We start from the raw sequence: 26037 nt of genomic DNA, 5'->3' as shown, positions 1-26037 counted from the left end.
TTGTACGTCGCCGTGACACTTTCCGGTGATCACCAGCTGAACCGGGGCGCGATGGGGAATCTCAGAGGGAGCAGGGGGACGGAAGCAAGGGAGAGCACGATGAAGTCTCGTCTCGCCGCATTGGCGGCCACCTTCACGCTCTTGGTCTCCGCGGGTGCCGTCGCCGCGTCGCCTGCTTCGGCGGACCCGGTTCCCGGCAGCCCGAACAAGTTCTACGCGTCGTGCGCCGTCGACCTGTTGGGAGTCCCGGTGGGCTGCCTGGAGACCGACGAGGTGCACGCGACCCACATCTGTCAGTACGTGATGACCGGGTTCGGGCTGGGGCTCGACTGCATCCAGCGCTGAACGGACGGGAACCGGGTGGGCGTCCCTGCGACGCACCCACCCGGCTCCCCTTCCCGGTGCGGATCACCGGATCACCGCACCGCGAAGATCAGCCCCCGGTGACCGAGGCGATCCACTGACGATGCGCGGTGACGTCGGTGTAGATGGTGTCGCCGGTGCCGCACGTGGAACTCTGGTGGCCCGCGCGGCTGGTCGCACCGGCCAGCGTGCCCTGGACGACCAACGGCCCGCCGGAGTCGCCGTAACAGGCGGTCTGGTTGGTCGTGCTGTACACGCACAGCTCGGTGGAACCCTGAATGGTCTGGCAGCGGCTGTCCGGATCGATGCGGGTGTTGAGCTGCTTCAGGTTCGCCGGAGGCTGCTGCTCACAACCACGCTGCGGACAGGTCTGGCCCCAGCCGTACAGCGTGACGCCGGTCCCGGACGCGGGCGAAGTGCTCGCGATCTGGATCGGGGTGTTCTGCACGGGCTGGGAGAGCCGGATCAGTGCGATGTCGTTCGGTCCGGCCTGTCCGCTGTAGCGGGGGTGCTTGATCATGCGCGAGGCCGAGGCGAGGGTTCCTCCGTATTGCCAGGTCTTCGAGCCGATGCGCAGCTGCATGCCCTGCTGCTGGGGGATGCAGTGCGCCGCGGTCACGACCCACTGCGAAGAGATCAGGGATCCGCCGCAGCCATGGCGGCCGTTGACCTGGAGCGAAGCGATCCACGGGAAGTCGCCGGACGCCTGTCCGCCACCGACGATGGCCGGGCCGACCTGCCCGGGTTCCTGTGCCGCCACCGGCGATGCCACGGACAGCGCCGCCGCGCCCGCTACCAGCGGGATCAGGGCGACGCGCAGCAGGGTACGCAGTCTCATGTGGAGTCCTCCTCGACATTGAAGGGGATTTGCGGGGATTACTTTCGCCGCGCGAGGGCTTCCGGAGAACTCCCGGCTTTGTATAGCGTTCGTCTATGGAACTGGGGTTCCGGCAGTTGCGGGTGGTCCGCGCCATCGCCGAGACGGGGACACTGTCCGCCGCCGCGGCCGCCCTCGGCCTGACCCAGCCCACCGTCACCGAAAGCCTGCGCCGGGCGGAACGCGCCGCGGGCGGCCCGCTGTTCCATCGGGACCGGCATGGCGCCCGGATCACTCCGCTGGGCGAGCTGGTCGTGGTCCACGCCCGCGCCGTGCTGGACGAACTCGCCCGGCTCGAGTCCGCCTTGGACAAGAACCGCTACGGCACGCTGCCCGATCCCGTCCGGATCTGCGGGATCCCCGGCCAGCTGGTGGGCAATCTCGCGGTGGCCGTACCGCGGGTGCTGTCCACCGGGGCCGAGGTCCGGGGCGCGCTGAGTGTCCCGGCGGCGCTGGACCTGCTCGCCGACCACCGGCTCGAAGTCCTCGTCGTGGTCGATTTCCCCGGTTACGTCCATACTCCGCCGCCGGAGGTCTCGAGGGCGACGGTCGCGGTGGAACCGCTGTTCGTGGCCGTCGCCGAGCATCACCGGCTCGCCGGCCGCGCCGAGGTCGGATTGGAGGAGCTCGCCGGTGAACGCTGGCTGAGCGTCGCCGACACCGCGGACCTCGCCGACACCGAGTTCACCGGCTACGTCTCCGACGTGTGCCGGACGGCCGGGTTCACGCCCGAGATCCGTACTCTGCCGCCGAGTGTCTGCGCGCAGTTGTGCGAGCTGGGCGAGGCAGTCCTGCCGATGGTGCCCGCGGCCCGCCGCCGCGGCGGGATCGCGATCATGCCGTTGCGCGGCAACCCGTTGCGCATGACCACCCGGCTGTACTGGCACGAGCGCGGGCCGCTGGCCGGAGACGCCGTCCGCGCGCTGTGGGAAGAGCTCGTGCGGGCGCAGCACGCCGTGATGGAGACCCCGGACCTGTATCGCTCCTGGCTCGCTGACAATCCACAGTGGACGACCACTGTGGACTCCTTCGAGGAGGCCAGGTCAGGTGCCTAGCCAGCCTGGGTTGGCCGCCGCCCACTCGGGAAGCCGATGCCGGATGGCGGCCAGTTCGGTGATCGCGTGCACCAGTCCACTTCGGACGGCGGAGACGTCGACGGGTGATCCGTCGCGCCACAGCAGGACATGCCGGGTCCTCAGCGGCACACCCCGCAGGGCCACCACCGAACCCGGCATCGTGGAGCCGGAGTCGAGGGACTGGGCCAGCGCCACCGCGCGGGCGTCACGCCGGACGGTCTGGCGCAGCACCATCGGCTCCAGCTCCTGCACGGTGATCGTGCCGAGGCCGGCCCGGGCGCACTCGTCGGTCAGGTGGTCGTGGAACTCGTCGTCCCCGCCCGCCACCGCCAGCCAGGTCGAATCGGTGAGCTCCGCCAGCGAAACCTCGCCGCGTCCGGCGGCAGGGTGCTTCGGGGACACGATCACGAAGACCGGTTCCGTCCCGACGGGAAGCAGGTGGACCCCGTCCGGCGGAACGATCTCCTGCCCGGGGTGGTCCACATACAGCGCCAGTTCCACCGTGCCGTCGAGAAGCGCGGTGAACAACGCGGTCCGGCTGGTCATCGCGAGCAGTTCGACCGGGCGTCCGGGGGCGGCCGCGGTGACCACGCCGCTCAACGTCTCGGCGAAGACCGTGGGGAGCGCGCCGATCCGGAGCAGACCCTCGGACGGCGCGCGATGGAACCGGCGGATGGCGAGGTCGAGCTCGTCCGCGGCGACCAGGACCCGCCGCGCGTGGTTCAAGAGCACCTCGCCCAGTGCCGTGGGCCGCACACCGTGGCGGTCCCGTTCGAACACCGTCCGCTCCAGGGCCCGCTCGACCCGGTGGAGTTGCGCGCTCAGCGCGGGCTGGGAGAGCCCGAGCGCTGTCGCGGCCTTCGCGATACTGCCTGCCGACGCGATCGCGTCGAGGAGGCGCAGATGCCGGACGTCGATTTCCACCGGCCAAGTATGGCCGTCCCCGGGGCCGATGAGCGGGCTGATCACAGGTCGTCCTCGCTGATGATCGTGCGGAGTTTGTGCAGGGCGCGGTGCTGGGCGACCCGGACCATGCCGGGGCTCACCCGCAGGACCGCACCCGTTTCGGGCGCCGACATGCCGACGGTGATCCGCAGCCGGAGGATCTCCTGCTGGATATCGGGCAGGGCGCTCATCAACCGGGTCAACCGGTCGTGGCCGTCGGCGGCGAGGGCGTGCCACTCGGGCTCGTCGGTCTCGGACGTCGCACGGTCGGGTGGATCGGGCGTGGGTTCGGATCTGTCCCGCGCTCGCCCCCGGAAGGCAGCGGCGACCTTCCGGGCGGCGATCCGCAGAACGGTGGTGAGGAAGGAACCACCGGTGGCCCGGGCCTTCGGAAGCGTGGTGAGGACCGCGAGACAGGTCTCCTGCGCGACGTCCTCCGCGGCGATCACGCGGACGTCCGTCCCGCTCATCCGGCTCCGGCAGTAGTCCGCGACGACCGGCTGGACGATGCTCATCAACTCGTTCGTGGCCGCGGGGTCGCCGCGGCTGGCGCGGGGGACGAGGGATTCGAGATCCGCCGCCCACGCGCCGTCGTCATGGGGCGGAACCGCCCCCGGCGAGGTGAGGTCACCGGGGGCGGTCCAGGTCAGGCGAGTTCCCAAAGCGCGGGCACGTTCGGCGGTTCCCAGCCGGGCATGGAGGTGTGCGGCTGGATCACGCGGTAGTTGCTGCCGCCGTAGGTGGCGGTCGCGCCGGAGCCGTAGTAGGTGTACGGCGCCCAGGTGCCGCCCGGCGGGTTCGACGTCGTCGGGCCGGTCGGGGTGGTGGTCGTCGTCGGCCTGGTGGTGCTGGTCGGCCCGCCGCCGCTGACGGTCAGGCGCAGGTTGTAGACGCTCAGGATCTCCGAGATCGGCTGGAAGTAGGTCGTGCCGCCGGAGGTGCAGTTGCCGGAGCCACCGGAGGTGACGCCCTGCGCCTGGTCGCCGCTGATCCACGAACCGCCGGAGTCACCGGGTTCGGCGCAGGCGTTGGTCCGGGTCAGGCCGGTGATGGTGCCTTCGGGATAGGTGACCGAGGCGTTCTTCTGCAGGATGGTGCCGCAGTGCCAGCCCGTGGTGGAACCGGAACGGCAGACGGAGGAGTTGAGCGCCGCTTCGGTCGAACCGGCCACCGGCACGGTGCCGGGGTAGCGGTTGACCAGCGCGCGCGGGGTGTTGCCCGCGTCGGCGCGGACCCAGGCGTAGTCGTTGCCGGGGAAGCTCGAACCGGCGACGCTCCCGCTCGGGTTCGAAGTGCGGGTTCCGGTGGTGCCGCAGTGGCCCGCGGTCACGAAGCCGCCATCGACCGCGAAGCCGATGGAGCAGCGCCCCGAGCCGAACGTGTAGGCGTTGCCGCCGATGATGTCGATCAGCGCGCGCGGCTGCTCGGTGCTGGCCTCGATCCGGAGAAGATCGGCCCGCACGCCGGATTCGGCCGCCCACGACTTCGCGGCGGCCTCGCCACCGGCGTTCGCCAGCACGACGACGGAGTTGGTGACGATGTCGGTGTACCAGCCGGGCACGGTCTTCGGTGCCTTGGTGGACTTGGCGTCCAGCCGCAGCTTCGCCGCGTCGAGGTCGGCGGCGCTGCGGGCGACGGTCTTCGGGGTCGCGCCGGCGGCGCGCACCAGGTCGGCCTGGGCGGCGTCGGTGACCGCCACGGTGAGCGTGGTGCCGGAGGAGTCGAGCCACGATCCGGCGTACGAGGTGCCGAGCTGCCTCTTCAGCGTGCTGTCGGCGACAGCGGCACGCTGCTCGCTCGCGAGCCGGAGCTTGGCCTGCTCGGGGCTGATCTTGAGGTCACGGGCCATCGCGGCCAGGACGTCGGACTGGGTCTGGTCTGCCGAAGCGGCTTCCTGACCGGCGTTCGCGCTGGGGGTGAGCGCGATGGCGGTGAGCAGGCCTGCCCCGGTTATGGCCGCGGCTGTCGCGGCGAGGATCTTTCTGTTCATGTCGACGCTTTCCTCGGAAACGGGCGGGGGAGGGGAGATGCGTTCCCGACCGTACGAGGCGGATCACCCGACTGGTACATACCATTTGGGTCATATCGCCCGCCTCGAACGCAGGGTGATATGACGCGCTGGTGTGGTGATTGGCGTTGCGGTGCAAAGAGTTTCGGTCACCGGGAAGGGTGTCGTGCTCAGTGTCCGAACTGCTTCGTCGCGATGTCCCTCGTTGTGAATACCGTACTTTTGAGGGGTTCGGCAAAGGTAAGCCCGGAAGTTCTCACAGAGTGAGGAAGTGCCCGTCGTGCCGGAGGGGGCGGCGGCACGACGGGCACGGGTGTGGTGGACCTCAGTGAGCGGTGCAGCGGTAGCTCGTGGCCACCGCCGGATCACCGTGGCCGCGGTAGCGCGAGACCTGCGGATAGGGGCAGAGATCGCGGGTGAGGGTCTTGTCCGCGTTCGCCGCCGGCAGGGTCGCCGGGGCCTTGCCGTGTTCGACCCAGTCGACGAGCGCGCCCAGCGCGTTCGTCGGCGCGGCGCCCGCCCCGCCGAAGCAGTGCGCGACACCCGGGGCGAGGAACAGCCGGTAGAAGTCGTCGACCCGCCTCGGGCCGCCCATCTCCCGCTCCACCTCGCGGCGGTACTGGAGCGTGCCGCCCGGCGGGATCAGCTGGTCGTCACTGCCGACGAACGTGATCAGCTTGCCGCCCGCCCGGCGGAAGTCCGACAGATCGGGGTCGGCGGTCCCGATGACGTCGTCGTACTCCCGCACCGACTGGCGGAACAGGTCGGCGAACTGGCGGTAGGTGATCTTCTCGGTGTCGAACCCGGGCTGCTTCTTCAGGAAGGTCTTCACCCAGCCCGTGGCCACCGGGAACCCCGGTGCGTTCGTCACCGGGCCGAAGTCCGCGCCCTTGGGGAGACCCGCCCAGAGCCGTCGCCCGTGTTCGTCGGTCGGCCCGGCCCAGATCTTGCGCACGACCTCGGCGTCCGCGGCCGTGACAGTGACCTCCTTGCCCTCGCAGAGCACCTTCGTGCCGATGAGGGAGCGAGGGTCGTAGCCGCATTCGTCCGGTCGGTCCACGATGCCGTTCGTGACCCCGTCCCGGCTGTCGCAGGCCTTGACCGCTGCCTGCTGGAAGGCGGTGAAGACACAGGTCGCCGGGTAGGTCTTCTCCTGGTTCATCACGACCCGCGGCCAGAGGGTCGCGACCGCGAACTCGGCCCAGTGCACGGCGGGCGCGTTCGCCAGGACACCGTCGAAGTCCCCGGGGTGGTTCTGCGCTTCGGAGTAGCCCTGACGGCCGCCGGTCGAGCAGCCGTTCCAGTACGAATAGCCGACGGCCCGCTGATAGAACTTCCGGGTCACGTCCTTCCCGATGACGGCGGCCTCGTGTACGGACCGGGTCGCGAAGTTCGTCACCAGCGGCTTGTCGATCTCGCCCGCCGGCGTGAGCGCCCACGAGGTGTCGAGGAAGGTCAGGGGGACGCCGGCGTCGGTCGTCACGCCGCTGTAGCCGTCCTTGACGGCCTGGACGAGCGGGGCGCCGAAGTCACCGGCGGTGTAGGCGCTGCCGCCGACCGCCTGGAGCCTGCCCGTCCACCCGGTCCGCGGGAGCGCGACGGCGACCTTGACGTGGTCGCCGGCCTTCCCGTGGGTCAGCGTGACGGTGATTTCGCAGTACGCGGGCACATCGGTGATCGGGGCGGGGGCCGAGAACGGAGTCTGCGGGAACGTGACGGTCCCGCCCGGCTTCTGCGTCGCCTCCACCGTTTCGATCCGCGCGCCCGGGGGCGCCGACACGGGGACCGCCGCGCACGACGACGTCGCCGCTTCGGCGGGCGCCGTCTGGGTGACCGAGGTCAGCACCAGCGGCAGCAAGGCGGCCAGCGGCGCGGCCGCCAGGAACATCTTCTTGCGTCTCTTCACTTTCCTGAAGTTAGGCCGGTCGTGTTGACACGCCGTCTACATCCCGTGGACGCCGCCGGAGAGTCCTGATGGGACGGTGTGGGTATCGTCGGACTGGGCCATCCGGCCGAGGGGAGGAATGCCGCACCATGCCGCTTTTCGGACGGGAAGCCGAGCTGAAGGACTTGGGCGAGCTCGTCGACGGGCCTGCCGACGGCTGCGCCGGGGTCCTCGTCCAGGGGGAACCCGGCATCGGCAAGTCCGCCGTCGTGTCGGAGGCCGTGGCCGCGGCGGCGGTCGGGGGCCTGCGGGTGCTGCGCGCGACCGGCGTCGAGGCGGAACGAAATTTCGCCTACGCGGCCCTGCACCAGCTGCTGCATCCGGTGCGCGCCGGGGCGGACACCCTGCCCGCCCCGCAGCGTTCCGCGCTCTGGGCGGCGCTGGGGCTCGCCGAGTCGGCGGAGCCCAATCCGTATCTCGTCGGGCTCGCCGCGCTGACACTCCTTTCGGAGGAGGCCGCGGCCAAGCCGTTGCTGATCGTCGCCGAGGACGTCCACTGGATGGACCGCGAGAGCGCCGACGTCCTCGCGTTCGTGGCCAGGCGGATCGACACGGAGCCGATCGTCCTGATCGCGACGCTGCGGGACGGGGAGCCGTCGCCGCTGCGGGACGCGGGACTGTCCTCAATGGACCTCGGACGCTTGCCCGATGACGTGGCGGCCGAGCTGCTCGACGCCGTCGCCCCCGGACTCACCTCGCCGGTCCGGTCCCGGCTGCTCGCCGAGGCCGCCGGGAATCCGCTGGCCCTGACCGAACTGCCGTCGGCGATGACCGAGGCTCCCGATCCGGTGCTGCCGCTGACCGAACGGCTCGAGCGCACGTTCGGTGCCCGGTTCACCGGCCTGCCGGAACCGGTGCGCACGACCTTGCTGGTCGCCGCGCTCGACGAGACCGGTTCGCTCTCCGAGACACTCGCGGCGGCGGGCGCGCTGCTGGGCGAAGACGTCCGGCCGTCGGCCCTGGCGCCCGCCGTCGAGGCCCGGTTGATCGACCTCGAACCCCGGACGGTGTCGTTCCGGCATCCGCTCATGCGGTCGGCGATCCCCGCGTCGGTGCCGCTGGAGGAACGGCGGCGCGCTCACCTGGCCCTCGCCGGGATCCTCCACGAGCAGCCGGACCGGCGGGCCTGGCACCACGCGGCCGCCGCGATCGGAGCCGACGAAGACGTCGCGCGCGAACTGGAGGAAGCCGCCGGCCGAGCGCGGCACCGCGGCGGGACGACGGCCGCCGTCGCCGCGCTGGAGCAGGCCGCCCGGCTGAGCGCCGATCCGGAACGCCGGGCGGACCGGTTGCTGCGCGCGGCCGAGCTGGCCGTCGAATCCGGCGGTCGCGAGACGGCGGAACGCCTCGTCCGGGACGCGCGCGGGGGAGAGCTCACGCCGAGGCAACGGTCGACGGCGAGCTGGCTGCTCAGCGGGTTCGAAGACGGCGTCCGCGAGGATCTCTCCCGGGTCGGCGAACTGGCGCGGCTGGCCGAGTCGGTCGCGGAGGACGGGCACCCGGATCCGGCGATGCGCGTTCTGTGGGGTGCCGCCATGCGCTGCTTCTGGGCCGAACCCGGTGAGGAGGCGCGGCGGACGCTGCTGGCCGTCGCGGACGGTCTCCCGGTCGAGAACTCGGACCCGCGCCTCGTCGCCGTCGCCGCGTACGTGGCGCCGTTCGACCGGGCGGAGTCCGTGCTCGGCGAGTTGCGCGGACTCGCCGCCACCACCGGAACCGATCCCGAGGTCGACCGCTTTCTCGGCAGTGCCTCGTTGCAGGTCGGCGCGGTCGACCTGGCCGCCCGGTTCTCCGCGGCCGCCGCACCGGGGCTGCGGGCGCAAGGCAGGCTCGGCTTGCTGCCGCGAGCACTGGCCGTCCAGGCGTGGAGCCGGGTCCGGCTCGGCGACCTGGCCGCGGCCGTGCCGGTCGCGGCGGAGGCGGCCAAATTCGCCAAGGAGACCGGCCAGCCGTTCATGTACGGGCTCGCCACCGCCGTCCAGGCCGAGATCGCCGCGCTGCGGGGTGAGCACAAACAGGCCAAGGCGCTGGCCGAGGAGGCCGAACGGACCGGGCTCGCCGCCGGAGCTCGGCCGGTGCTGGCGACGGTGCAGCTCGCCAGGGGCATCACGGCGTCGAGCGAAGGCCGTTTCGACGACGCTTTCGCCGATCTGCGGCGACTGTTCGACCCCGCCGATCCCGCTTTCCAGCTGGCGCTGCGCGTCTACTTCGTCGCGGAGCTCGCCGAGGTCGCGATCCGGGCGGGCCAGGTCGAGGCGCTGCGGGAGATCGTCGCGGAGATGGAGCGGCTGGCCCTGTCGACCCCGGCGCCCGCTCTGCACATCGGATTGCGCTACGCCCGCGCGGTGCTCGACCCGAGCGACGAACTGTTCGAGACCGCTTTGGGAGCCGAGCTGGACGGCTGGCCCGCCGAACGAGGGCGGCTGCACCTGGCCTACGGCGAATGGCTGCGACGGCAGCGGCGCGCCGTCGACTCACGGGCGCATCTGCGCACCGCGCGGGAGACGTTCGACGCGCTGGGCATGACCGCGTGGGCCGAACGCGCGCGCCGTGAACTGCGGAGCGCGGGGGAGTCCAGCCCCAACCGCGGCCCGGACGCGCGCGAGAAGCTGACCCCGCACGAGCTGAGCATCGTGCAGCTGGCCGCGGAGGGACTGACGAACCGGGAGATCGGGCAGCGGCTCTATCTGTCGCACCGGACAGTGGGGACGCATCTGCACCGGATCTTCCCGAAGCTGGGAGTGAGTTCGCGGGGGGAACTCAAGGGCGTCGTGTCATGAAAGGGTCGTTCAGGACAAAAAATGTCCTGAACGACCCTTTCATGACATCCAGAACCTCAGGCGACGGTCGCGTCCAACGTGACCTCCACGTTCCCCCGCGTCGCCTTCGAGTACGGGCACACCTGGTGCGCGCCCCGCACCAGTTCGTCGGCGGTGGCCTGGTCGATGCCGGTCGCCTCCAGGTGCAGCGCGGCGCTCAGGTGGAACTCGCCTGCGTCGGTGTCGTGGTGCAGCGTCACCTCGGCGACGACCGCGAGGTCGTTCAGCGGCACCTTCTTGACGCCCGCGACGCGGCGGACGGCGCCGACGAAGCAGGACGCCCAGCCCGCGGCGAACAGCTGCTCGGGGTTCGTGCCGTCGCCGGCGCCGCCGAAGGCCTTCGGCACGGCGAGGCCGACGTCGAGCGCGCCGTCGTCGGAGGTCGCCCGGCCGCCGTTGCGGCCTTCCGCGGTCGAAGTGGCGACGGCGGTGTACGTGGTTTCAGACATGCCACAACCGTAGGAATCCGGCCCTGACCTAGGCGCCTGTCGGACGACGTCATTCCTGTACGTCATGGGCGGACGACGTACGCCGACGACGTCGTCCGACGGTCGCGGCGGGTGCCGTCGCGCGCCTAACTTTTCGCTCATGTCGCCCCTGCCGCAGGAAGTCCGGTACCGCTTCACCGTGCTCGGCCCGCCCGGTTTCACCAGCGGCGGCACCCGGCTGGACCTCGGCTCGCCGCAGCAGCAGGCCGTCTTGATGCTGCTGCTCGCCAACGCCGGCAGTTTCGTCCGGACCGGCGAGCTGATCGACGGACTCTGGGGCGAACGGGCGCCGGTGACCGGCGAGGCCGTCATCCGCACCTACATCTCCCGCCTCCGGCGGCTGCTCTCCTTGCAGGGACTGGGATCGGCGATCATCTCGCGGTCTGGTGGCTATCAGCTGGACCCGGACTCCTTCGAGGTCGACGCGGTCGAATTCGTCAGGTTGATCGAGAGTGCCCGTCAGGCGCACACGGTGGAAACGGCGGCGCACTTGCTGGAGCGGGCGCTCGGTCTCTGGACCGGGACGGCGCTGGCCGGCGTCCCGGGCGAAGCGGCCGAACACGAGCGCTCGCGGCTGGAACGGCTGAAGCTGACCGCCACCCAGGAGCTGCTCCGGCTGCGCCTGGAGCTCGGGGAGCACGACAAGGTGATGGCCGAGGTACCGGCGTTGATCGAGCGGAACCGCCTCGAAGAACCGCTGTACGAGATCTATCTGCTCGCCCTCCATCGCGGCGGCCGTCGGGCCGAGGCGCTCGAACTCTACCGGGCGATCCACGAGCTGTTCGACACGGAACTCGGGGTCCGGCCCGGGGCGAAACTGCGGGCACTGCATGAAAAAGTGCTTCGCGCCGAGGACGAGCGCGCACCGGTCCTCCGCGCGCCGGACTCCTTGTTCGTCGGACGCGAGCGCGAACGCGCCGAGTTCCGGCGGACGCTCGCGAGGGATCCGGCCAAGGGCGTCGAGGTGCTTTTCTTCACCGGCGCCCCCGGGATCGGGAAGTCGACGTTGCTGCGGAAGTTCGCCGACGACGCGGCCGCGATGGGCAAACCCGTCCGGCTGTTCGACGAACCCGGCGACGTGGCCGCGGTCCTCCGTCGGCTGCCCCCGAACGCCACCGTCGTGATCGCGGACCGGAACGGCCCGGACGCCACGGTGCTGGTGGATCCGGCCTGGGCCGGCCGGATCAGGCTCAGGAAGCTCGAAGCCTTGAGTGAAAACGAATCCGCTGCCTTGCTCGAAGCGCGCGATGTCGATCCTGGACTTCGTGAGTCCATTGTGGACTTCGCGGCGGGCAATCCGTTCGCGCTGTCCCTGGCCGCCGAGGTCAGCAGATCACCGCGCGAGGACTCGGCGCGCTACGTGGTCGACACCGTGTACACGCACCTGGCCGGGAAACCGCCGTCGGAAGCGCATCGGTGGGCGTTGTACGTGTGCGCGCAAGCGGACCACACCACCGAAGACCTCCTCCGGTCCGTGCTGCCGGGCGGGCGGTCTTCGGAGCTGTTCGACTGGCTCCGCGACCATCCCTGCGTCGATACCGCCACGGACGGCCTTGTCCTCGGCGGCGTGCTCCGCGAGGTGCTCGACAGGCACCTCCGGTGGCGTGACCCGGCGGGCCGCGCGCGGATGCACGGCCGGATCAGCCGGGTCACGACCGGCCGCTGATCAGGTGCGCAGCCACACCGCCGTGTCCGTCGGGAGTTCGTCCTCGACGGGGACACTGGCCATGAGCACCTCGCGATGCGGTGGCAGAGGCACCGGCGCGTCCGAGAAGTTCAGCACGAAGGTGAACTCCGGCTCCCGCGTGAACGCGAGCACGCCCTCGCCCAGTGCCAGCCATTCCAGCTCGCCGGGGCCGAGCGCGGGAAGCTCGTCCCGCAGGCGCAGACCGGCGCGGTAGAGCCGGAGCATCGACGCCGGTTCGGCGGACTGCGCCTCCGCCGTGCTCGATCGCCATTCCGCGGGCTGGGGCAGCCACGTTCCCCCGGTGCCGAAGCCGAACGGAGTGGCTTCGCCGGACCAGGGGAGCGGGACCCGGCAGCCGTCACGACCGGGATCGGCGCCGTTCGTCCGGGCCCACACCGGATCCTGACGGAGTTCGCCGGGGATGTCCTCGATCTCCCACAGGCCGAGCTCTTCCCCTTGGTAGACATACAGTCCGCCGGGCAACGCCATGGTCAGCAGCGCCGCCGCCCGTGCCCGGCGGGTACCCAGCTCCCGGTCGACCGGGGTGCCGTGCAGCCGGTCGGCGAACGCGAAGCCGGTGTCGCCCTCGCGTCCGTACCGGGTCACGTGCCGGGTGACGTCGTGGTTCGACAGGACCCAGGCAGCGGGCGCGTCGACCTCGTCGTGGGCCACCAGTGTCCGCTCGATGACGTCCCGGAACCGCGTGGAATCCCAAGGGCACACCAGGAAGTCGAAGTTGAACGCCGCGTGCAGCTCGTCCCGGCGGAGATAACGCGCGGCCCGTGACATGTCCGGCAGCCACATTTCGCCCACCAGCACCCGATCTCCCGGGTAGCTGTCGGCGATCTTGCGCCACGACCGGTAGATCTCGTGCAGCCCCTCTTGATCGGAGAACGGTGTCTCGTCACCCGGATCGACGTCGGGCAGCCGTGGATCCTTCACCAGCCCGTCGGCGACGTCGATGCGGAAGCCGTCGACCCCGCGGTCGAACCAGAACCGCAGCACGTCCTCGAAGTCCGCGCGGATGTCCTGGTTGTCCCAGTTGAAGTCCGGCTGACGCGAGCTGTAGAGGTGCAAGTACCACTCGCCGTCCGGGACCCGGGTCCACGCGGAGCCGCCGAAGCGCGACTTCCAGTTGTTCGGCGGTTCGGAGCCGTCCGGCCCCCTGCCCGGCCGGAACCAGAACCGTTGCCGCTCGGGCGATCCCGGTTCCGACGCGAGCGCGTCGGCGAACCACTGGTGCTCGTCGGAACAGTGGTTCGGCACGATGTCGATGATCACGCGGATCCCCTTCGCGTGGGCCGCGGCGATCAGGTCCTCCGCCTCGGCGAGCGTGCCGAAGAGCGGGTCGATCTCCCGGAAGTCGGCGACGTCGTAGCCGCCGTCGTCCATCGGCGACGGGTACCACGGGGTGAACCAGATCGCGTCGATCCCCAGTTCGGCCAGGTAGTCCAGCCGCGCGCGGACCCCGGCGAGATCGCCGACGCCGTCCCCGTTCCCGTCCGCGAAACTGCGGAGATAGACCTGGTAGATCGCCGCGCTCCGCCACCATCCGGCGGACTGCCCCACTGCGGTCACGGAAATGTCCTCCCAATCGTTGTGTGGAAACCCCGAGAGTCAGCCTTTGAGGCTGCCGGCGGTGAGCCCGGCCAGGATGTGCCGCTGGAACGCCAGGAACAGCGCCACCATCGGCAGGCTGGCCAGCACCATGCCGGCGACCAGCACGTTCAGCGGCATGTCGATGGCGACGCGTTGCAGCATCACCGACAGCGTCTGTTTTTCGGTGTCCGGGAACACCAGCAGCGGCCAGATGAAGTCCTTCCACGCGGCCACCACCGCGAGGATCGAGACCACGGCCAGAATCGGCCGCGAGATCGGCAGGACGACGCGCCACAGCGTGCGCACCGGCCCGGCGCCGTCGAGCCGCGCGGCTTCGATCAGCTCGTCCGGGATCTGGTCGAAGAACCTTTTCAGCAGATAGATGTTGAACGCGTTCGCGGCGGCGGGCAGCCAGACCGCCGCCGGTGAGTTGATCAGGTTGACGTGCAGCAGCGGCAGATCGGTGATCGTCACGTAGGTCGGCACCAGCAGCGCCGCGGCGGGGAGCATGAGCGTCGCCAGCATGAGCCCCAGCACGACGTTGCCGAATTTCGGCCGCAGTTTCGACAACGCGAACGCCGCGGGGACGTCGATCGCCAGCTGCGCCAGCCACGCGCCACCGGCGACGACGACCGTGTTGAGGAAGTACTTGCCGAGACTCAGCTGATCCCACGCGTCGGCGAAGGTCTCCGGATGCCACTCGTCCGGGACGAGCGTCGCCGGCGTCTGCGCCAGTTCCTGCGGCGACTTCATCGCGCCGGTCACCGCCCAGTACAGCGGGAACAGGAACGCGATGACGAACAGGAGCAGGGTGCAGCCGAAGATGACGGCGTACCCGATCTTGCCGCCCGGGCTGCGCAGCGTACTGGGGGAGACGAGCGTCCTCATGACTGATCCGCCTTCCTGGTCAAGCGCACGTACAGCGCGGAGAACACCCCGAGCGCGACGAACAACAGCAGGCTCAACGCGCTGGCCGAACCGAAGTCGTTGTAGACGAAGGCGTAGCGGTACAGCAGCAGGAGCACGGTGACGGTCGAGTCGTCCGGCCCGCCGCCGGTCATCACGTAAGGCTCGGTGAACACCTGCATCGTCGCGACGACCTGCAACAGCAGAAGCACCAGCAGCACGAACCGGGTCTGCGGCAGCGTGACGTGGATCAGCCGCTTCCACAGCCCGGCGCCGTCGAGTTCCGCGGCTTCGTAGAGCTCGCCGGGGATCGTGCCGAGCGCGGCGAGGTAGATCAGCGTGGTGCTGCCCATGTTCGCCCAGGTGGAGACGAACACCAGCGACAGCATCGACGTGTCGCTCGAGTCGAGCCACTGGCCGCCGGGCAGGCCGACGGCGCCGAGCGCGGAGTTGAACAGCCCGGAACCCGGGTCGTAGAACCACTTCCACATCAGGGCGGTGACCACCGGCGGCAGCATCACCGGCAGGTAGACAGCCAGCCGGAAGAACGCCTTGGCGTGCCGTAGTTCGTTGAGCAGCACCGCGGTCAGGAACGGCACCACGAACCCGAAGACCAGCGCGAGCCCGGTGAACAGCAGGGTGTTGCGCCAGGCGACGCCGAACAGCGGGTCTTCGAACAGGCGGGTGAAGTTGTCGAACCCGACCCACGCCGGCGGGTTGACGAAGTCGACCTGCTGGAAACTCAGCAGCACCCCGCGCACGATCGGGTACCAGGAGAACAGCGCGAACACCACGAGCGCGGCGCACAGCAGTCCGTACGCGGTGAGGTTTTCCTTGATCTTGCGGCGAAGGCGGGTCCGGCGGCGTTCGGCCGCGGAAGCGACCGGGCGACGGGCCCGCGACGACGCTGTCGCGGGCCAGTCGAGGACGCTACTTGACCTGGGCGAGGACACTGTTGACCTTCGACTCGGCCGACGACAGCTGCTGATCGACGTTCACGTTCCGATCGGTGAGCACCGCCTGCATCACGCTGTCGAGGACGGCGTACACCTGCTGCGCGTTCGGTGGTTCGATGCTGCCCTTGATGCGCGAACCAGCGTCCACATAGGACGCGAAGTTCTCGGCGGGAACGTTGGCGTGCTTGGTCTTGACCGCGAGCTGCTGATCGCGGACGGCGCCCTGCCAGATGTCCGGCGTCGGCTCGGCCGGCAGGCCGACCGGCTGCTTGCCGTCGACGTACTGCTGGACGTGCTTCTCGAAGCGCTCCGGGTTGAGGTACTTCCAGCGGACCCATTCCAGGCCCGCCTTGATCTTCTCCGGCGAGGCCTTGGGGTTGAGCATGTATCCCTCGCCGCCCAGCAGCGTGCCCTGGCCACCCGGCATCCCGGCGACGCCGTAGTCCTCGTACTTGCCGTTGAACTGTTTGACCAGGACCGGGACGTTGTCCGGGGCGGCCATGTACATGCCGAGCTGACCCGCGCCCATCATCCGCTGGACGTCCTGGGCTTCGAGCAACTGCTTGCTGCCCATGGTGTCGTCGTCCCAGCGCATGGCGCGAAGCTGGTTCAGGGCGGCTTTGGCCTTGTCGTTGTTGAACGCGGCGACCCACTTTTCGCCGTCCTTGCGCGCGACCTCGCTGCCCATGGAGTAGAGCCAGCCGGTCAGATGCCAGCCGCCCTGGTTGTTCTTGCTGTAGTCGGCGTACCCGACGATGCCGTTGCCCAGCGCGGCGATCTTCTTCGCGGCTTCGCGGACCTCGTCCCAGGTCTGCGGCGGTTTGTTCGGGTCTAGCCCGGCCTTCTGGAACAGTGGACGGCTGTAGAGCAGGCCCATGCTGTAGTTCATCGTCGGCAGGCCGTAAAGCTTGCCGTCGGACCCCCGGAAGTTGTCCAGAAGTTCCGGCTTGATGTCGTTGAAATTCTTCAGGCTCTTCGCCGCTTCGGTGATGTCGGCGGCCTGACGGCGCGTGATGATCTGCGCCGGGTCGGTGAAGTAGACGTAGTAGACGTCTTCGAGCTGTCCGCCCGCGAGCTTGGCGGAGAACGTCTTCGGGTCCATGAACCCTTCGTGCGGCTCGATGTCGATGTCCGGGTGGCTCTCCTCGAACTCCTTGACGTCGGCGTCGAACACGCCGCGCTCGAACGGCTGGCTGGTCGGGGGCTGGCCGGTGACGGTGATCTTGACCTTGCCCCCGGTGCTTTCACCGGAGCCGGAACCGCAGGCGGCCGCGCCCAGGACGAGCCCGCCCGCGGCGAGCAGGCAGAACATCCGGCGGCGCACGGTGGGGGACCAAGTGCTGCTCATCTTCAAGCCTCATCTCGGGATCGCGACGGCTGTCACGTGATTGCGGTCACTCTAAAGTGAAAGCCCGGATTAACGCAATAACTCGATGAGAACTTGCAACTTTGCGACAGAGCTCGCCCGTCTCGAAGTACGTGAAGGCCCCCTTCACTGCGCTAGACGCAATGAAGGGGGCCTTCACGTACTTCCGCCAGTAGGCGGCTAAGTGCGGCGGGCGGTGGAGCCCCGGACGACGAGTTCGGGCGCGAACAGCAGCTCCTCGGCCGCCACTTCGCCGCCGTTTATGCGCTTGACCAGCAGTTCCACCACGGCTCGGCCCATCGCCTCGATCGGCTGGCGGGTCGTGGTGAGCGGCGGGTCGGTGCAGTTCATCAGGGCCGAGTCGTCGTAGCCGACCACCGAGACGTCCTCGGGCACCGACAGTCCCTGCCGCCGGGCCGCGCGGATCGCGCCCAGTGCCAGGAGGTCGCTCGCGCACAGGACGGCTGTCGCGCCGCGCGGGTACAGCCGGGCGGCGGCCGCGTGACCGCCTTCGATGGAGAACATGCCGTGCTCGACGAGTTCGTCCATGACGGGGAGCCCGAGTTTCCCCGCATAGGCCCGGAACGCCTCGAGTTTGCGCTGGGACGGCACATGGTCGGTCGGGCCGAGGACGAGGCCGATCTTCTCGTGCCCGAGCGAGCTCAGGTGCCCGACGACCTGCTCGACGGCGACCGCGTCGTCGCACGAGATCTGCGGCAGCCCGAGGTGGTCGACGGCGGCGTTGATCAGCACCGTCGGCAGGTTGCGCTCGGCGAGATGGTGGTAGTGGGAGTGCACCGCGTCGGCCTGGGCGTAGAGCCCGCCGGCGAACACGACACCGGAAACCTGTTGCTGGAGAAGCAGTTCGACGTACTCGGCCTCGGAGACACCGCCCGCGGTCCGCGTGCACAGCACCGGGGTGAAGCCCTGCTGGGCGAGAGCGTTGCCCATGATCTCGGCCAGTGCGGGGAAGATGGGGTTCTGGAGTTCGGGGAGGACCAGGCCGACCAGACGGGCACGGTCGCCGCGCAGCTGGGTCGGCCGTTCGTAGCCCATCACGTCCAGCGCGGTGAGGACGGCGGCCCGGGTGCTGGCGGAAACCCCGGACCGGCCGTTGAGCACCCGGCTGACCGTGGCTTCACTGACCCCGACCTTGCGGGCGACTTCGGCAAGACGACGCGTCATGGCTGAAACTTTACCGCAAGTGAGCGCAAGAACTAGACACTCTTGATCGGTGCGGTGGCGCGAAAGTCGCGAGAAGACGGAACGAGGGCGGCGGCCGCCGGTGCGGCGAAGCAGACGACGGCGCACACCGCCAGGACCGGTGCCGCCCCGAACGCGTCGATCGCGGGCGCGATGAACGCCAGCCCGGCGGGTGCCAGGCCGTAGGAGAACAAGAAGTCCAAAGAGGACACCCGGGCGAGCTTGCCCGGTTCGACCTCCCGCTGGGTCGCGGTGAACCACGGGACGTTGAACAGTTCGATGCCCAGCCCCGCGACGGCGTAGGCGGCGATGACCAGGGCCGGGTGCACCGGGAACAGCAGGCTCAGCGGCGCGAAACCGTAAAAGCCGAGTCCGATCAGCGCCGCCCAGCCCTGCCGCTTCGGACGCCAGCGCGCGATGACGACGGCGCCCGCGAGCGCGCCGAGCGTGTACGCGGTGAGCCCGCCCGCCAGGACGGCTTCGGTGTCGTAGCGGTCACGGCTGACCAGCGGCAGCACGACGCCGGTGGCGGAGTAGCCGGTCGCGATCACGGCGGTCAGCGCGCCGAGCCCGGCCAGGAACCACGGGTGACGGCGGGCTTCGCGGAGACCATCGGCGAACTCGCCGAAGAAACGGGTCCTCGTGCCGGTCGGAGCCGGGGCGAAAGTACCTCTCGGCGGGATCAGCGCCGTCCCCAGCCAGAGCACCCCGGTGCCGATCACCAGGGCCGGCGTCGAAGCGACCTGCGAGAGCAACGCGGTGAGTCCGGGCGCGACCAGTGTCGTGACCCGCACGGCCAGCGTCATCGCGGCGTTGGCCTGCTGTCGCCGGTCCTCGGCGATGACCTCGGCGGTCAGCGCCTGGAAGGCCGGGCGGCACGCGCCCTGCCCGACTCCGACGACGGCGGCCGCCGCGGCCGTCAGCAGCACGGACCGGCCCATGCCGACCGCGATCAAGGGTGTCGCGAGACCTGCGATGAGGCCGGCCCAGAGCACGACCCGGCGACGGGAGTGCCGGTCGGCGATGACCCCGGCCACCGGGACGGCCACGAGGAATCCCGCCGTCCGCGCGGCCAGGACGATCCCGAGGTCCACGGCGGAAAGCGACCGTTCGAGCACCGCCAGGCCGAGGATGAACGGCAGCGCCCAGGTCGCCAGCCCGGACGCGGTGTTGCCGGTCCAGAGCCGGACGAACGGCAGGCTGTTGTGGTACTTCAAGCCGAATCCCTTCTTCTGACCCGCGACAGAACGCCCGGTCGCGCTCTACTCTGCCTCCCGTGCGCACGACGACCCCGACCCGAGGCCCCGCCAGGCGCCTCCGTGGCGGGGTCGTGGGGGTGCTGACCGGCATTCTGGCGACCGGCGCCCACGCCAGCACCAGCGGGCGCGTCCCCGATCTCGGCGTGGTCGTCCTGCTCGTCGCCCTGCTGAGCTGGGTCGCCTACGCGTTCGCGGGACGCCGTCGCGGCCCGCTCGCCATCTTCTGCCTGGTGGCGGGCGGACAAGCGGCGATGCACGCCTCGCTCACCTTCCTGACCTGGGAGTCGCACTCCCATCACGCGGAACCCCCGGGCAACGGCCTGCCCATGGCGGCCGGGCACGCCGTCGCGACCCTGGTGGTGGTCACGGCGCTGGCCGGCGCCGAGCGCGTCCTGTTCGCCCTCATGACGCTGATCGCCTCGGTCCTCCCGCGCCGCCTCACGCCCCGGCCCGCGACGGCCCCGCTGCGGATCCGTGTCCCGCTCGCGGTGAAGTTCCCCGCGACCGAGGCACTCCTGCGGAACGTGCTTTCGCGGCGCGGCCCGCCGGTGTCGTTCGCCTGATCCCCGAAACCCTGCCGAGACCCGTGTCGCGGCAGGGCCCAGCACGCGCGCCGTGACCGTTTCCGGCGCGCGGCGCAGGCGCACGCCTCCCCACCGACGCCTCAGGAGTTCCCTCATGGCAACGCAAACCGAACCGACCTCCAGCCCACCGCGCGCGTCCGGCTGGCGCGGGCTGTTCCTCCGGCTCCACTTCTACGCCGGCGTTCTCGTCGGACCGTTCGTCCTCATCGCGGCCCTCACCGGTGTCCTGTACGCGGCGACACCGCAGATGGAGTCCTGGATCTACTCCGATCAGCTACGGGCACCCGTCGGGCTGAACCAGGTCTCGCTCGCCGACCAGGTCAAGGCGGCGCAAGCGGCCAACCCCGGCGGTGACCTGGTCGCAGTCCGTCCCGCTTCTGAACCGGGCGACACGACCCGCGTGCTGTTCTCCGAGGACGGACTCGGCGAGTCCGAGCGGCGCGCGGTCTTCGTCGACCCGGCCACCGCGCAGGTGCGCGGCGATCTCGTCGCGTACGGCTCGAGCGGCGCCTTGCCGTTGCGGACCACCCTCGATCAGCTGCACCGCAACCTGCTGCTCGGCGAACCCGGACGGCTCTACAGCGAACTCGCCGCGTCGTGGCTGTGGGTGGTCGCGCTGGGCGGTCTCGTGCTGTGGGTGAGCCGCCGTCGCGCCCGCCGGAACGAGGCGGCGAAGACCGAATCCGCTCGCGGGAAGTCCGTGCGCCGTCACGGATCCGTCGGCCTCTGGGTGCTGCTCGGCGCGCTGTTCCTCTCCGCGACCGGGCTGACGTGGTCGGCGTACGCGGGCGAGAACGTCTCCGCGCTGCGCGAATCGCTCGGCTGGGCCACCCCGGCGTTGAAGGTGACCGGCGGGGACGAACACGCCGGGCACGCGGGGCACGGGGAAGCGCCCGCTCCTGGGCCCGCGCGGCCCGAGAGCGTGGACGCGATGCTGGCCTCGGCCCGGGCCGCCGGGATCGACGCGCCCTCGGTGGAGATCGGGCTGCCCACCAAACCCGGCGCTCCTTGGCAGGTGGCGGAGGTCGAGCGCGGCTGGCCGACGCAGGTCGACGCCGTCGCGGTCGACGGGACCACCGGACAGATCCTGGGCGAGGTGCGGTTCGCCGACTACCCGCTGATGGCGAAGCTCGCCCGCTGGGGGATCGACGCGCACATGGGCGTGCTCTTCGGCTGGCCCAACCAGATCGCGCTGCTCCTGCTCGGCGGCGGCCTGGTCACGCTGGTCGTGCTCGGCTACCGGATGTGGTGGCGGCGCAGGCCGACCCGGGCCACCGGGCTGACCTTCGGGCGGCCGATCCCGCGCGGTCAATGGCGGAAGGCGCCGCCCGCCCTGGTGGCGGGGCTCGTCGTCCTCGCCGCCGCGATCGGCTGGTTCGTGCCGCTGTTCGGCATCAGCCTGCTGGCGTTCCTGGTGATCGACCTGCTGCTGGGCCTGCGGTCCGGGCGCGGGTCCAAAGCGGAATCCACCGACGTCACCGTGTGACCTCGACGCCGGTGAGGCCGACGCTCGCCGCCCACACCCGGGCGGCGAGCTCGGTGTCGGCGAGTTTTCCGCGAACCGGTTCGCGACGGGGTTCACCGCGCAGCCCGAACACCCGGGGGCCGTACATCTCACCGCCGCGCACGGCGGGGTCGAGCGCGGCCCGGACGGCGGGCCAGGCCCCGGCTTCCTTGCCCTGCAACAGAAGCCCGGCAGGGAACTTCCGTCCGCCCGGTGCCGGGTGCACCGGCCGCGACGGGGTCAGGGAGTCGAGCGCGCCACCGGGATGGTCCACGACGCTCAGCACGCTGCTCCCGGCCGCGCGCAGCCGCCTGTCGAGCTCGAAGGCGAACAGCATCTGCGCCAGCTTCGAGCGCGCGTAGGTGCGTTTGGGCTGGTAGTCGCGCTTGCTTTGGAGGTCGTCCAGGTCGAGTTCCGCGGACTTGCCCACGAAGCTGCCGGTGGTGACGACGCGTCCGGCGTCCGCCGCCGTGAGCAGGGGCATCAGGTGGTGCACCAGGACGAAATGGCCGAGATGGTTGGTGGCGAACGTCAGTTCGTGGCCCTCGGTGGTCTCACGCCTCGGCTGGTCTTCCAGGAGCACGCCCGCGTTGCAGACGACGGCGTCGAGCCGCCCGATCTCCCGGCTGTCCACAGAGGACTTGATGGACGAGAGGCCGGAAAGGTCGAGTCGCAGGTGCCCGAGTTTCGCGTCGGGGACCCGGCTTCGGATCGACGCCATCGCGGCGTCGGCCTTGGTGGCGTCCCGGCTGCCGAGGAGCACGGTGGCGCCGGTTCCGGCGAGCTGTTCGGCGGCGAAGTAGCCGATCCCCGCGTTGCCGCCGGTGACCAGGAAGGTCTTGCCGTCGGCGCGCGGCAGGTGGTGGACGTCCCAGTGGGTCATGTCGTACTCCTCAAAGTCGAAGTCAATTCGAAGATACACCTGCTTCATTTTCGGAGTGACTCCGATGTAAGCTGGTTCTCATGGAACAGGGCAGGCGTGAACGCAAGAAGGCGGCGACCCGCCAGGCCCTGTCGGGAGCGGCGCGGAAGCTGTTCCTGGAACGGGGTTTCGACAACGTCACCGTCGCGGAGATCGCTGACGCCGCGGACACGGCGGTGTCGACGCTGTTCGCACACTTCCCAGGCGGCAAGGAAGCGCTGATCCTCGGCCACGGGCACGAACGCGAAGCGGCCTTGGCCTCCGCTGTCCGAACCCGGGCCGAGGGTGTTTCGATCTTGCGGGCGCTGCGGGACTTTCTCGCGACCCGCGGCCCGTTCGACCCGGATCCCGATCCGCTGTCACGCCGCGTCGCTGAGCTGGTGGTCGCCACCCCGGCGCTGCGCGCCTACGCCAGGACACTGTGGACGGGCTGCGAAGACGCGCTCACGGAGGTCATCGCCGAACAGAGCGGACAGGACGGCTTCTCCGTGCGGTTGCTGGCCCGCTATGTCCTGGAGATCCCGGACTTGGCGGGTGTCGAGCCGGATCCGGCGGCCGCGCTGGACGCCGCGTTCGCGTTCCTGCGACGAGGCTGGCCGGGGTTCTGACCCAGTCCGATCGCCATACAGCAGGATGCCGACGGTGAAGATCAGCGGATAGGAACCGTCCGAAATGGACCACAGGTACGGGAAGATCAGTACGCCGCAGGCGAGGCAGCCCGCGATGAACACCGGTTTGCGGCCGATCCGGTCGGAAAGTCCTGCCATGAAGGGAATCGCGAGCAGTGTCCCGACGGCGGGGGAGGAGGCCTGTTGTCAAGAGCCGGGATTTCAGGCTGTCAGGTACTCGATCACCAGGTCGCCCAGCATCAGGCGGTAGTGGGCGCGGCGCGCGGGGTCGAGCATGTCGCGACCGAAGATGGCGGAGAAGGTGTGCCGGTTCGCGAGGCGGAACACGCAGAACGAGCTGATCACCATGTGCACGTCGAGCGCGTCGACGTCGTCGCGGAACCGGCCGGCCTCGCGGCCGCGGTCGAGGATGCGGGTGAGCACGTCGAGGGCGGGGTTCGCCATGCCGGACAAGGCTTCGGATCGCGCGATGTGCTCGCCGTGATGGATGTTCTCGATGCTCACTAGGCGGATGAAGTCCGGGTTCGCTTCGTGGTGATCGAAGGTGAGCTCGGCCAGTTGGCGGATCGCGTCCTCGGGTTCGAGGTGGTCGACGTCGAGATCCTGTTCGAGGGCGCGGATGGTGGCGTACGCCCGCTCCAGCGCGGCGACGTAGAGCTGCTCCTTGCCGCCGAAGTAGTAGTAGATCATCCGCTTCGTGGTGCTCGTGCGAGCGGCGATCTCGTCCACCCTCGCGCCGGCGTACCCCTTGTCGGCGAACTCCCTGGTGGCCACCGCGAGGATTTCGGCGCGGGTGCGTTCCTTGTCGCGCTGGCGCTCGACCTCGGACGACGGTGCGGCCACCTGACTCCCTTCGAACCGCCGGTGGGGGCCTCACTCTAGCGCAGCCCTTCTCGTCACGGCTTGCTCGCGCTCCAGTGGACTCACTGGTTCGTATATTAACTCGGTGGTCTTGGTGACCAGTTACCTCATCGGCCTGGTCGGCAGCGGCATCGGGCCGTCGCTGAGCGCGGCGCTGCACGAACGGGAGGTCGACGAACTCGGGCTGCGCTACCTCTACCGTCGGCTCGACCTCGTCGAGCTCGCGCCCGACGCCGCGGCGCTCGGCGCGGTGAACACGGTGGTGTTCCGCGAAGGGCTGACGACCGGGCACAACACGGACGCGACCGGCTTCGCCCGCAATCTCGCCGTCGCGCGTAACCTGCGCGAAAGTGGCGCGCCTTTGCTGGAGATTCCGGGGAATTATTACGACCGTCTCGAAGCCCGGTTCGATCTGCCCTTCGCCGCGGAGCTGCGGGAGAACTCGGTGATGTACGACCGGGACTCGTCCGGTGAGTTCCTGCATTTCTGTATCGATCTGGTCGGGTCTCGGGTGTTTTTCGAGGTGGTGCAACGGATCGGCGGCTCAGTCTGGCCCGCTGACGGGTCGCGGGCAGAATGTCGCCGACCTTCACTGCAGATAATTCTGTTGAGCCCCAAGGGTTGCCCTGTTTTTGTCGGTGGTCGGTTGTAGCTTCGTCACATGGCTACTTCTGGGGCCGAACTCTCGGCCGTTCTCGAGGAATTGACCGATCCGGACCGAATGGAGGAGTTCAATGCTTTGGCGGGTTCCTTGGATGACAAGGATTCCTTGCTCGTCGCGAAGCAGGTCGGTGTCGCGCTCGCTCGCCTTGAGGCGGTGCGGTACCGGGCACTGTCGCGGTTGAGCGAAGTGCGTGGCGGTGCGCGCGGAGTGGTGCAGGAGGTCGCGCTGGAACTGTCCCTTGTGGACAATTTCGCCGGTTCACTCGTGGCGACCGGAGTGGCGCTGACGTCGAGGTTGCCGCGAACGTTGTCGTTGATGGACCGCGGTGAGGTGAGCGGGTTCGCCGCGCAGAAGGTGGCCGAGGCGACAGCGTGGCTGTCCGATGAGGACTCCTTGACGGCGGACGCGGTACTGGAGTCACGGTTGCCGGGAAAGAACAGCGACCAGGTCCGCAAGGCGGCGAGTTACGCGGCGACGAAGGCCGATCCATCCGGTGCCGAGAGACGCGCGACCGAGAGCAGGGAAGGCCGCCGCCTGTCGATGGCTCAGGGCGAGACCGGTGTTGCTTCGATCGAGGTGGTGGACGGTCCGGTCGAGAAGGTGACTGCCGCCTATCAGCGAATCCACCGGGAAGCCCGGGCACTGCGGAAGCAGGGGGACACGCGCACGATGGACCAGCTCCGCGCTGACATCGCGCTGGACCTTCTCCTCGGCGGGCAGGGCGGTGTCTCCGAACGCACCGAGGTGTTCCTGTACATGGATCTCACCACCTATCTGGGGTTGAACGACGATCCGGTGAAGATGGCCGGGCACGGCTACCTCCCGGCAGGGCTGGGCCGCCAGATCGCCTCCGGGGCCGGCACCGTCCTCCGGCGCATCATCACCGACCCGCTCAGCGGTCAAGTCCGAGACCTGGGCAGAACGCGCTATCGCCCCGACGCGGCGACGGCCGAGTTCGTCCGGGTACGAGACCGCGAGTGCCGAAGACCCGGCTGCACCCGTGCCGCCCACACTTGCGAACTCGACCATTCGATCCCATGGCAGTTCCAAGGCGAAACGAACGTGGATGACCTCGTCACCTACTGCGCTCGTGACCACCGGCTGAAGGACGAACCCGGCTGGATCTACCGCCTCGACCCCGACGGAAGCCTCACTGTCACCACCCCGACCGGACAGACCCACACCAGCACGCCGCCGCCACTGCACGAACCCCGGCCGGAGGTGCTGCCGTTCTGAGCCGTTGCCGGAATCCGGCGACGAGCGTGGATTCGACACGTTGGCCCTGGATGCACCGGTGTTGATGTGGTTTTGGGGTGTGTCTGGGTACGCAGATGCCCTCTGACTTGGGATGATTGTTCTTGCGAAGGAAACAATCC

The 26037-nt window shown here is 69.8% G+C and carries 22 protein-coding genes and 1 pseudogene; 9 read left to right on the top strand and 14 right to left on the bottom strand.

The window, feature by feature from the left end; translation table 11 throughout:
• Nucleotides 1-99 precede the first annotated feature (99 nt).
• Nucleotides 100-345 carry a hypothetical protein gene (locus tag ACFWMR_RS26840; protein WP_378278077.1) on the top strand — a complete coding sequence of 82 codons (246 nt, stop codon included), beginning with the start codon at nucleotides 100-102 and terminating at the stop codon, nucleotides 343-345.
• Between the two features lie 88 nt (nucleotides 346-433).
• Here ACFWMR_RS26840 and ACFWMR_RS26835 read toward each other — a convergent pair whose 3' ends face one another.
• Nucleotides 434-1201 carry a S1 family peptidase gene (locus ACFWMR_RS26835; RefSeq protein ID WP_378278078.1) on the bottom strand — a complete coding sequence of 256 codons (768 nt, stop codon included), beginning with the start codon at nucleotides 1199-1201 and terminating at the stop codon, nucleotides 434-436.
• 95 nt (nucleotides 1202-1296) lie between these two features.
• Between ACFWMR_RS26835 and ACFWMR_RS26830 the strand changes: the two genes are divergently transcribed.
• Nucleotides 1297-2295: a LysR family transcriptional regulator gene (locus tag ACFWMR_RS26830; RefSeq protein WP_378380358.1), complete on the top strand. Its 999-nt coding sequence runs from the start codon at nucleotides 1297-1299 to the stop codon at nucleotides 2293-2295.
• On the opposite strand, the gene ACFWMR_RS26825 is transcribed toward ACFWMR_RS26830, so the two are convergent.
• The 4 genes from ACFWMR_RS26825 to ACFWMR_RS26810 form a co-directional block, all read right to left on the bottom strand.
• On the bottom strand, nucleotides 2284-3240 hold the full coding sequence (locus ACFWMR_RS26825; RefSeq protein WP_378380357.1) for a LysR family transcriptional regulator: 957 nt from the start codon (nucleotides 3238-3240) through the stop codon (nucleotides 2284-2286). The two genes, ACFWMR_RS26830 and ACFWMR_RS26825, sit on opposite strands and share 12 nt — an antisense overlap.
• Before the next feature lie 41 nt (nucleotides 3241-3281).
• Nucleotides 3282-3923, bottom strand: a complete 642-nt coding sequence (locus ACFWMR_RS26820) for a sigma-70 family RNA polymerase sigma factor (RefSeq protein WP_378380356.1) — start codon at nucleotides 3921-3923, stop codon at nucleotides 3282-3284.
• A complete protein-coding gene (locus ACFWMR_RS26815) occupies nucleotides 3908-5251 on the bottom strand; it encodes an alpha-lytic protease prodomain-containing protein (protein ID WP_378278082.1) in 1344 nt (447 codons plus the stop codon). The genes ACFWMR_RS26820 and ACFWMR_RS26815 overlap by 16 nt, the downstream gene beginning before the upstream one ends.
• 343 nt (nucleotides 5252-5594) lie before the next feature.
• Nucleotides 5595-7157 carry a tannase/feruloyl esterase family alpha/beta hydrolase gene (locus ACFWMR_RS26810; protein ID WP_378380372.1) on the bottom strand — a complete coding sequence of 521 codons (1563 nt, stop codon included), beginning with the start codon at nucleotides 7155-7157 and terminating at the stop codon, nucleotides 5595-5597.
• 146 nt (nucleotides 7158-7303) lie between these two features.
• Here ACFWMR_RS26810 and ACFWMR_RS26805 point away from each other — a divergent pair, with 146 nt between their 5' ends.
• Nucleotides 7304-9994 (top strand): helix-turn-helix transcriptional regulator, encoded by a 2691-nt coding sequence (locus ACFWMR_RS26805; RefSeq protein ID WP_378380355.1) that lies wholly within the window; start codon nucleotides 7304-7306, stop codon nucleotides 9992-9994.
• Between the two features lie 56 nt (nucleotides 9995-10050).
• Here the strand turns inward: ACFWMR_RS26805 and ACFWMR_RS26800 are convergent, their stop codons facing one another.
• Nucleotides 10051-10482 carry an organic hydroperoxide resistance protein gene (locus ACFWMR_RS26800; protein ID WP_378380354.1) on the bottom strand — a complete coding sequence of 144 codons (432 nt, stop codon included), beginning with the start codon at nucleotides 10480-10482 and terminating at the stop codon, nucleotides 10051-10053.
• 139 nt (nucleotides 10483-10621) lie between these two features.
• Between ACFWMR_RS26800 and ACFWMR_RS26795 the strand changes: the two genes are divergently transcribed.
• Nucleotides 10622-12187, top strand: a complete 1566-nt coding sequence (locus tag ACFWMR_RS26795) for a BTAD domain-containing putative transcriptional regulator (RefSeq protein WP_378380353.1) — start codon at nucleotides 10622-10624, stop codon at nucleotides 12185-12187.
• Here ACFWMR_RS26795 and ACFWMR_RS26790 read toward each other — a convergent pair whose 3' ends face one another.
• The 6 genes from ACFWMR_RS26790 to ACFWMR_RS26765 all read right to left on the bottom strand — a co-directional run bounded on the left by ACFWMR_RS26790 (nucleotide 12188) and on the right by ACFWMR_RS26765 (nucleotide 19455).
• On the bottom strand, nucleotides 12188-13786 hold the full coding sequence (locus ACFWMR_RS26790) for a glycoside hydrolase family 13 protein (RefSeq protein ID WP_378380352.1): 1599 nt from the start codon (nucleotides 13784-13786) through the stop codon (nucleotides 12188-12190).
• Between the two features lie 39 nt (nucleotides 13787-13825).
• Entirely contained in the window at nucleotides 13826-14695 is an 870-nt protein-coding gene (locus tag ACFWMR_RS26785) for a carbohydrate ABC transporter permease (RefSeq protein ID WP_378278271.1), read from the bottom strand.
• On the bottom strand, nucleotides 14692-15666 hold the full coding sequence (locus tag ACFWMR_RS26780; protein WP_378380351.1) for a carbohydrate ABC transporter permease: 975 nt from the start codon (nucleotides 15664-15666) through the stop codon (nucleotides 14692-14694). The genes ACFWMR_RS26785 and ACFWMR_RS26780 overlap by 4 nt, the downstream gene beginning before the upstream one ends.
• Complete coding sequence (locus tag ACFWMR_RS26775; RefSeq protein ID WP_093937270.1) at nucleotides 15644-17017, bottom strand: ABC transporter substrate-binding protein; 1374 nt, start codon at nucleotides 17015-17017, stop codon at nucleotides 15644-15646. Before ACFWMR_RS26775 ends, ACFWMR_RS26780 begins: the two co-directional genes overlap by 23 nt.
• Before the next feature lie 198 nt (nucleotides 17018-17215).
• On the bottom strand, nucleotides 17216-18220 hold the full coding sequence (locus ACFWMR_RS26770; protein WP_378380350.1) for a LacI family DNA-binding transcriptional regulator: 1005 nt from the start codon (nucleotides 18218-18220) through the stop codon (nucleotides 17216-17218).
• A 32-nt stretch (nucleotides 18221-18252) separates the two neighbouring features.
• Nucleotides 18253-19455, bottom strand: a complete 1203-nt coding sequence (locus ACFWMR_RS26765) for an MFS transporter (RefSeq protein WP_378380349.1) — start codon at nucleotides 19453-19455, stop codon at nucleotides 18253-18255.
• A gap of 59 nt (nucleotides 19456-19514) precedes the next feature.
• Between ACFWMR_RS26765 and ACFWMR_RS26760 the strand changes: the two genes are divergently transcribed.
• On the top strand, nucleotides 19515-20060 hold the full coding sequence (locus ACFWMR_RS26760) for a hypothetical protein (protein ID WP_378275198.1): 546 nt from the start codon (nucleotides 19515-19517) through the stop codon (nucleotides 20058-20060).
• Nucleotides 20061-20175: 115 nt separating this feature from the next.
• Nucleotides 20176-21567: a PepSY-associated TM helix domain-containing protein gene (locus ACFWMR_RS26755; RefSeq protein WP_378380348.1), complete on the top strand. Its 1392-nt coding sequence runs from the start codon at nucleotides 20176-20178 to the stop codon at nucleotides 21565-21567.
• Here the strand turns inward: ACFWMR_RS26755 and ACFWMR_RS26750 are convergent.
• Complete coding sequence (locus ACFWMR_RS26750; RefSeq protein ID WP_378380347.1) at nucleotides 21557-22468, bottom strand: SDR family NAD(P)-dependent oxidoreductase; 912 nt, start codon at nucleotides 22466-22468, stop codon at nucleotides 21557-21559. The two genes, ACFWMR_RS26755 and ACFWMR_RS26750, sit on opposite strands and share 11 nt — an antisense overlap.
• Nucleotides 22469-22548: 80 nt before the next feature.
• On the opposite strand from ACFWMR_RS26750, the gene ACFWMR_RS26745 reads away from it, so the two are divergent.
• Nucleotides 22549-23115, top strand: a complete 567-nt coding sequence (locus ACFWMR_RS26745) for a TetR/AcrR family transcriptional regulator (protein WP_378380346.1) — start codon at nucleotides 22549-22551, stop codon at nucleotides 23113-23115.
• Between the two features lie 222 nt (nucleotides 23116-23337).
• On the opposite strand, the gene ACFWMR_RS26740 is transcribed toward ACFWMR_RS26745, so the two are convergent.
• Nucleotides 23338-23979, bottom strand: coding sequence for a TetR/AcrR family transcriptional regulator (locus ACFWMR_RS26740; RefSeq protein ID WP_378380345.1), 642 nt, complete (start codon nucleotides 23977-23979; stop codon nucleotides 23338-23340).
• Nucleotides 23980-24091: 112 nt separating this feature from the next.
• On the opposite strand from ACFWMR_RS26740, the pseudogene ACFWMR_RS26735 reads away from it, so the two are divergent.
• Both ACFWMR_RS26735 and ACFWMR_RS26730 read left to right on the top strand, forming a co-directional pair.
• A pseudogene (locus tag ACFWMR_RS26735) lies at nucleotides 24092-24322 on the top strand (shikimate dehydrogenase); the annotation flags it as partial.
• Between the two features lie 396 nt (nucleotides 24323-24718).
• Nucleotides 24719-25897, top strand: a complete 1179-nt coding sequence (locus tag ACFWMR_RS26730; RefSeq protein WP_378380371.1) for an HNH endonuclease signature motif containing protein — start codon at nucleotides 24719-24721, stop codon at nucleotides 25895-25897.
• The last annotated feature ends 140 nt before the right edge of the window (nucleotides 25898-26037 follow it).

This window comes from Amycolatopsis thailandensis, from assembly GCF_042723255.1.
GTDB classification, from domain to species: Bacteria; Actinomycetota; Actinomycetes; order Mycobacteriales; family Pseudonocardiaceae; genus Amycolatopsis; species Amycolatopsis thailandensis.
Note: the sequence above shows the minus strand (reverse complement) of the source record. Positions and strands in the feature narration are given on the sequence as shown.

Bases quoted from the DNA above. Each gene is read 5' to 3' on its own strand.
- ACFWMR_RS26840 (WP_378278077.1), top strand. From the start codon at position 100: ATGAAGTCTCGTCTCGCCGCATTGGCGGCCACCTTCACGCTCTTGGTC.
- ACFWMR_RS26835 (WP_378278078.1), bottom strand. From the start codon at position 1,201: ATGAGACTGCGTACCCTGCTGCGCGTCGCCCTGATCCCGCTGGTAGCG.
- ACFWMR_RS26830 (WP_378380358.1), top strand. From the start codon at position 1,297: ATGGAACTGGGGTTCCGGCAGTTGCGGGTGGTCCGCGCCATCGCCGAG.
- ACFWMR_RS26815 (WP_378278082.1), bottom strand. From the start codon at position 5,251: ATGAACAGAAAGATCCTCGCCGCGACAGCCGCGGCCATAACCGGGGCA.
- ACFWMR_RS26810 (WP_378380372.1), bottom strand. From the start codon at position 7,157: ATGTTCCTGGCGGCCGCGCCGCTGGCCGCCTTGCTGCCGCTGGTGCTG.
- ACFWMR_RS26805 (WP_378380355.1), top strand. From the start codon at position 7,304: ATGCCGCTTTTCGGACGGGAAGCCGAGCTGAAGGACTTGGGCGAGCTC.
- ACFWMR_RS26800 (WP_378380354.1), bottom strand. From the start codon at position 10,482: ATGTCTGAAACCACGTACACCGCCGTCGCCACTTCGACCGCGGAAGGC.
- ACFWMR_RS26795 (WP_378380353.1), top strand. From the start codon at position 10,622: ATGTCGCCCCTGCCGCAGGAAGTCCGGTACCGCTTCACCGTGCTCGGC.
- ACFWMR_RS26785 (WP_378278271.1), bottom strand. From the start codon at position 14,695: ATGAGGACGCTCGTCTCCCCCAGTACGCTGCGCAGCCCGGGCGGCAAG.
- ACFWMR_RS26775 (WP_093937270.1), bottom strand. From the start codon at position 17,017: ATGAGCAGCACTTGGTCCCCCACCGTGCGCCGCCGGATGTTCTGCCTG.
- ACFWMR_RS26770 (WP_378380350.1), bottom strand. From the start codon at position 18,220: ATGACGCGTCGTCTTGCCGAAGTCGCCCGCAAGGTCGGGGTCAGTGAA.
- ACFWMR_RS26755 (WP_378380348.1), top strand. From the start codon at position 20,176: ATGGCAACGCAAACCGAACCGACCTCCAGCCCACCGCGCGCGTCCGGC.
- ACFWMR_RS26750 (WP_378380347.1), bottom strand. From the start codon at position 22,468: ATGACCCACTGGGACGTCCACCACCTGCCGCGCGCCGACGGCAAGACC.
- ACFWMR_RS26745 (WP_378380346.1), top strand. From the start codon at position 22,549: ATGGAACAGGGCAGGCGTGAACGCAAGAAGGCGGCGACCCGCCAGGCC.
- ACFWMR_RS26730 (WP_378380371.1), top strand. From the start codon at position 24,719: ATGGAGGAGTTCAATGCTTTGGCGGGTTCCTTGGATGACAAGGATTCC.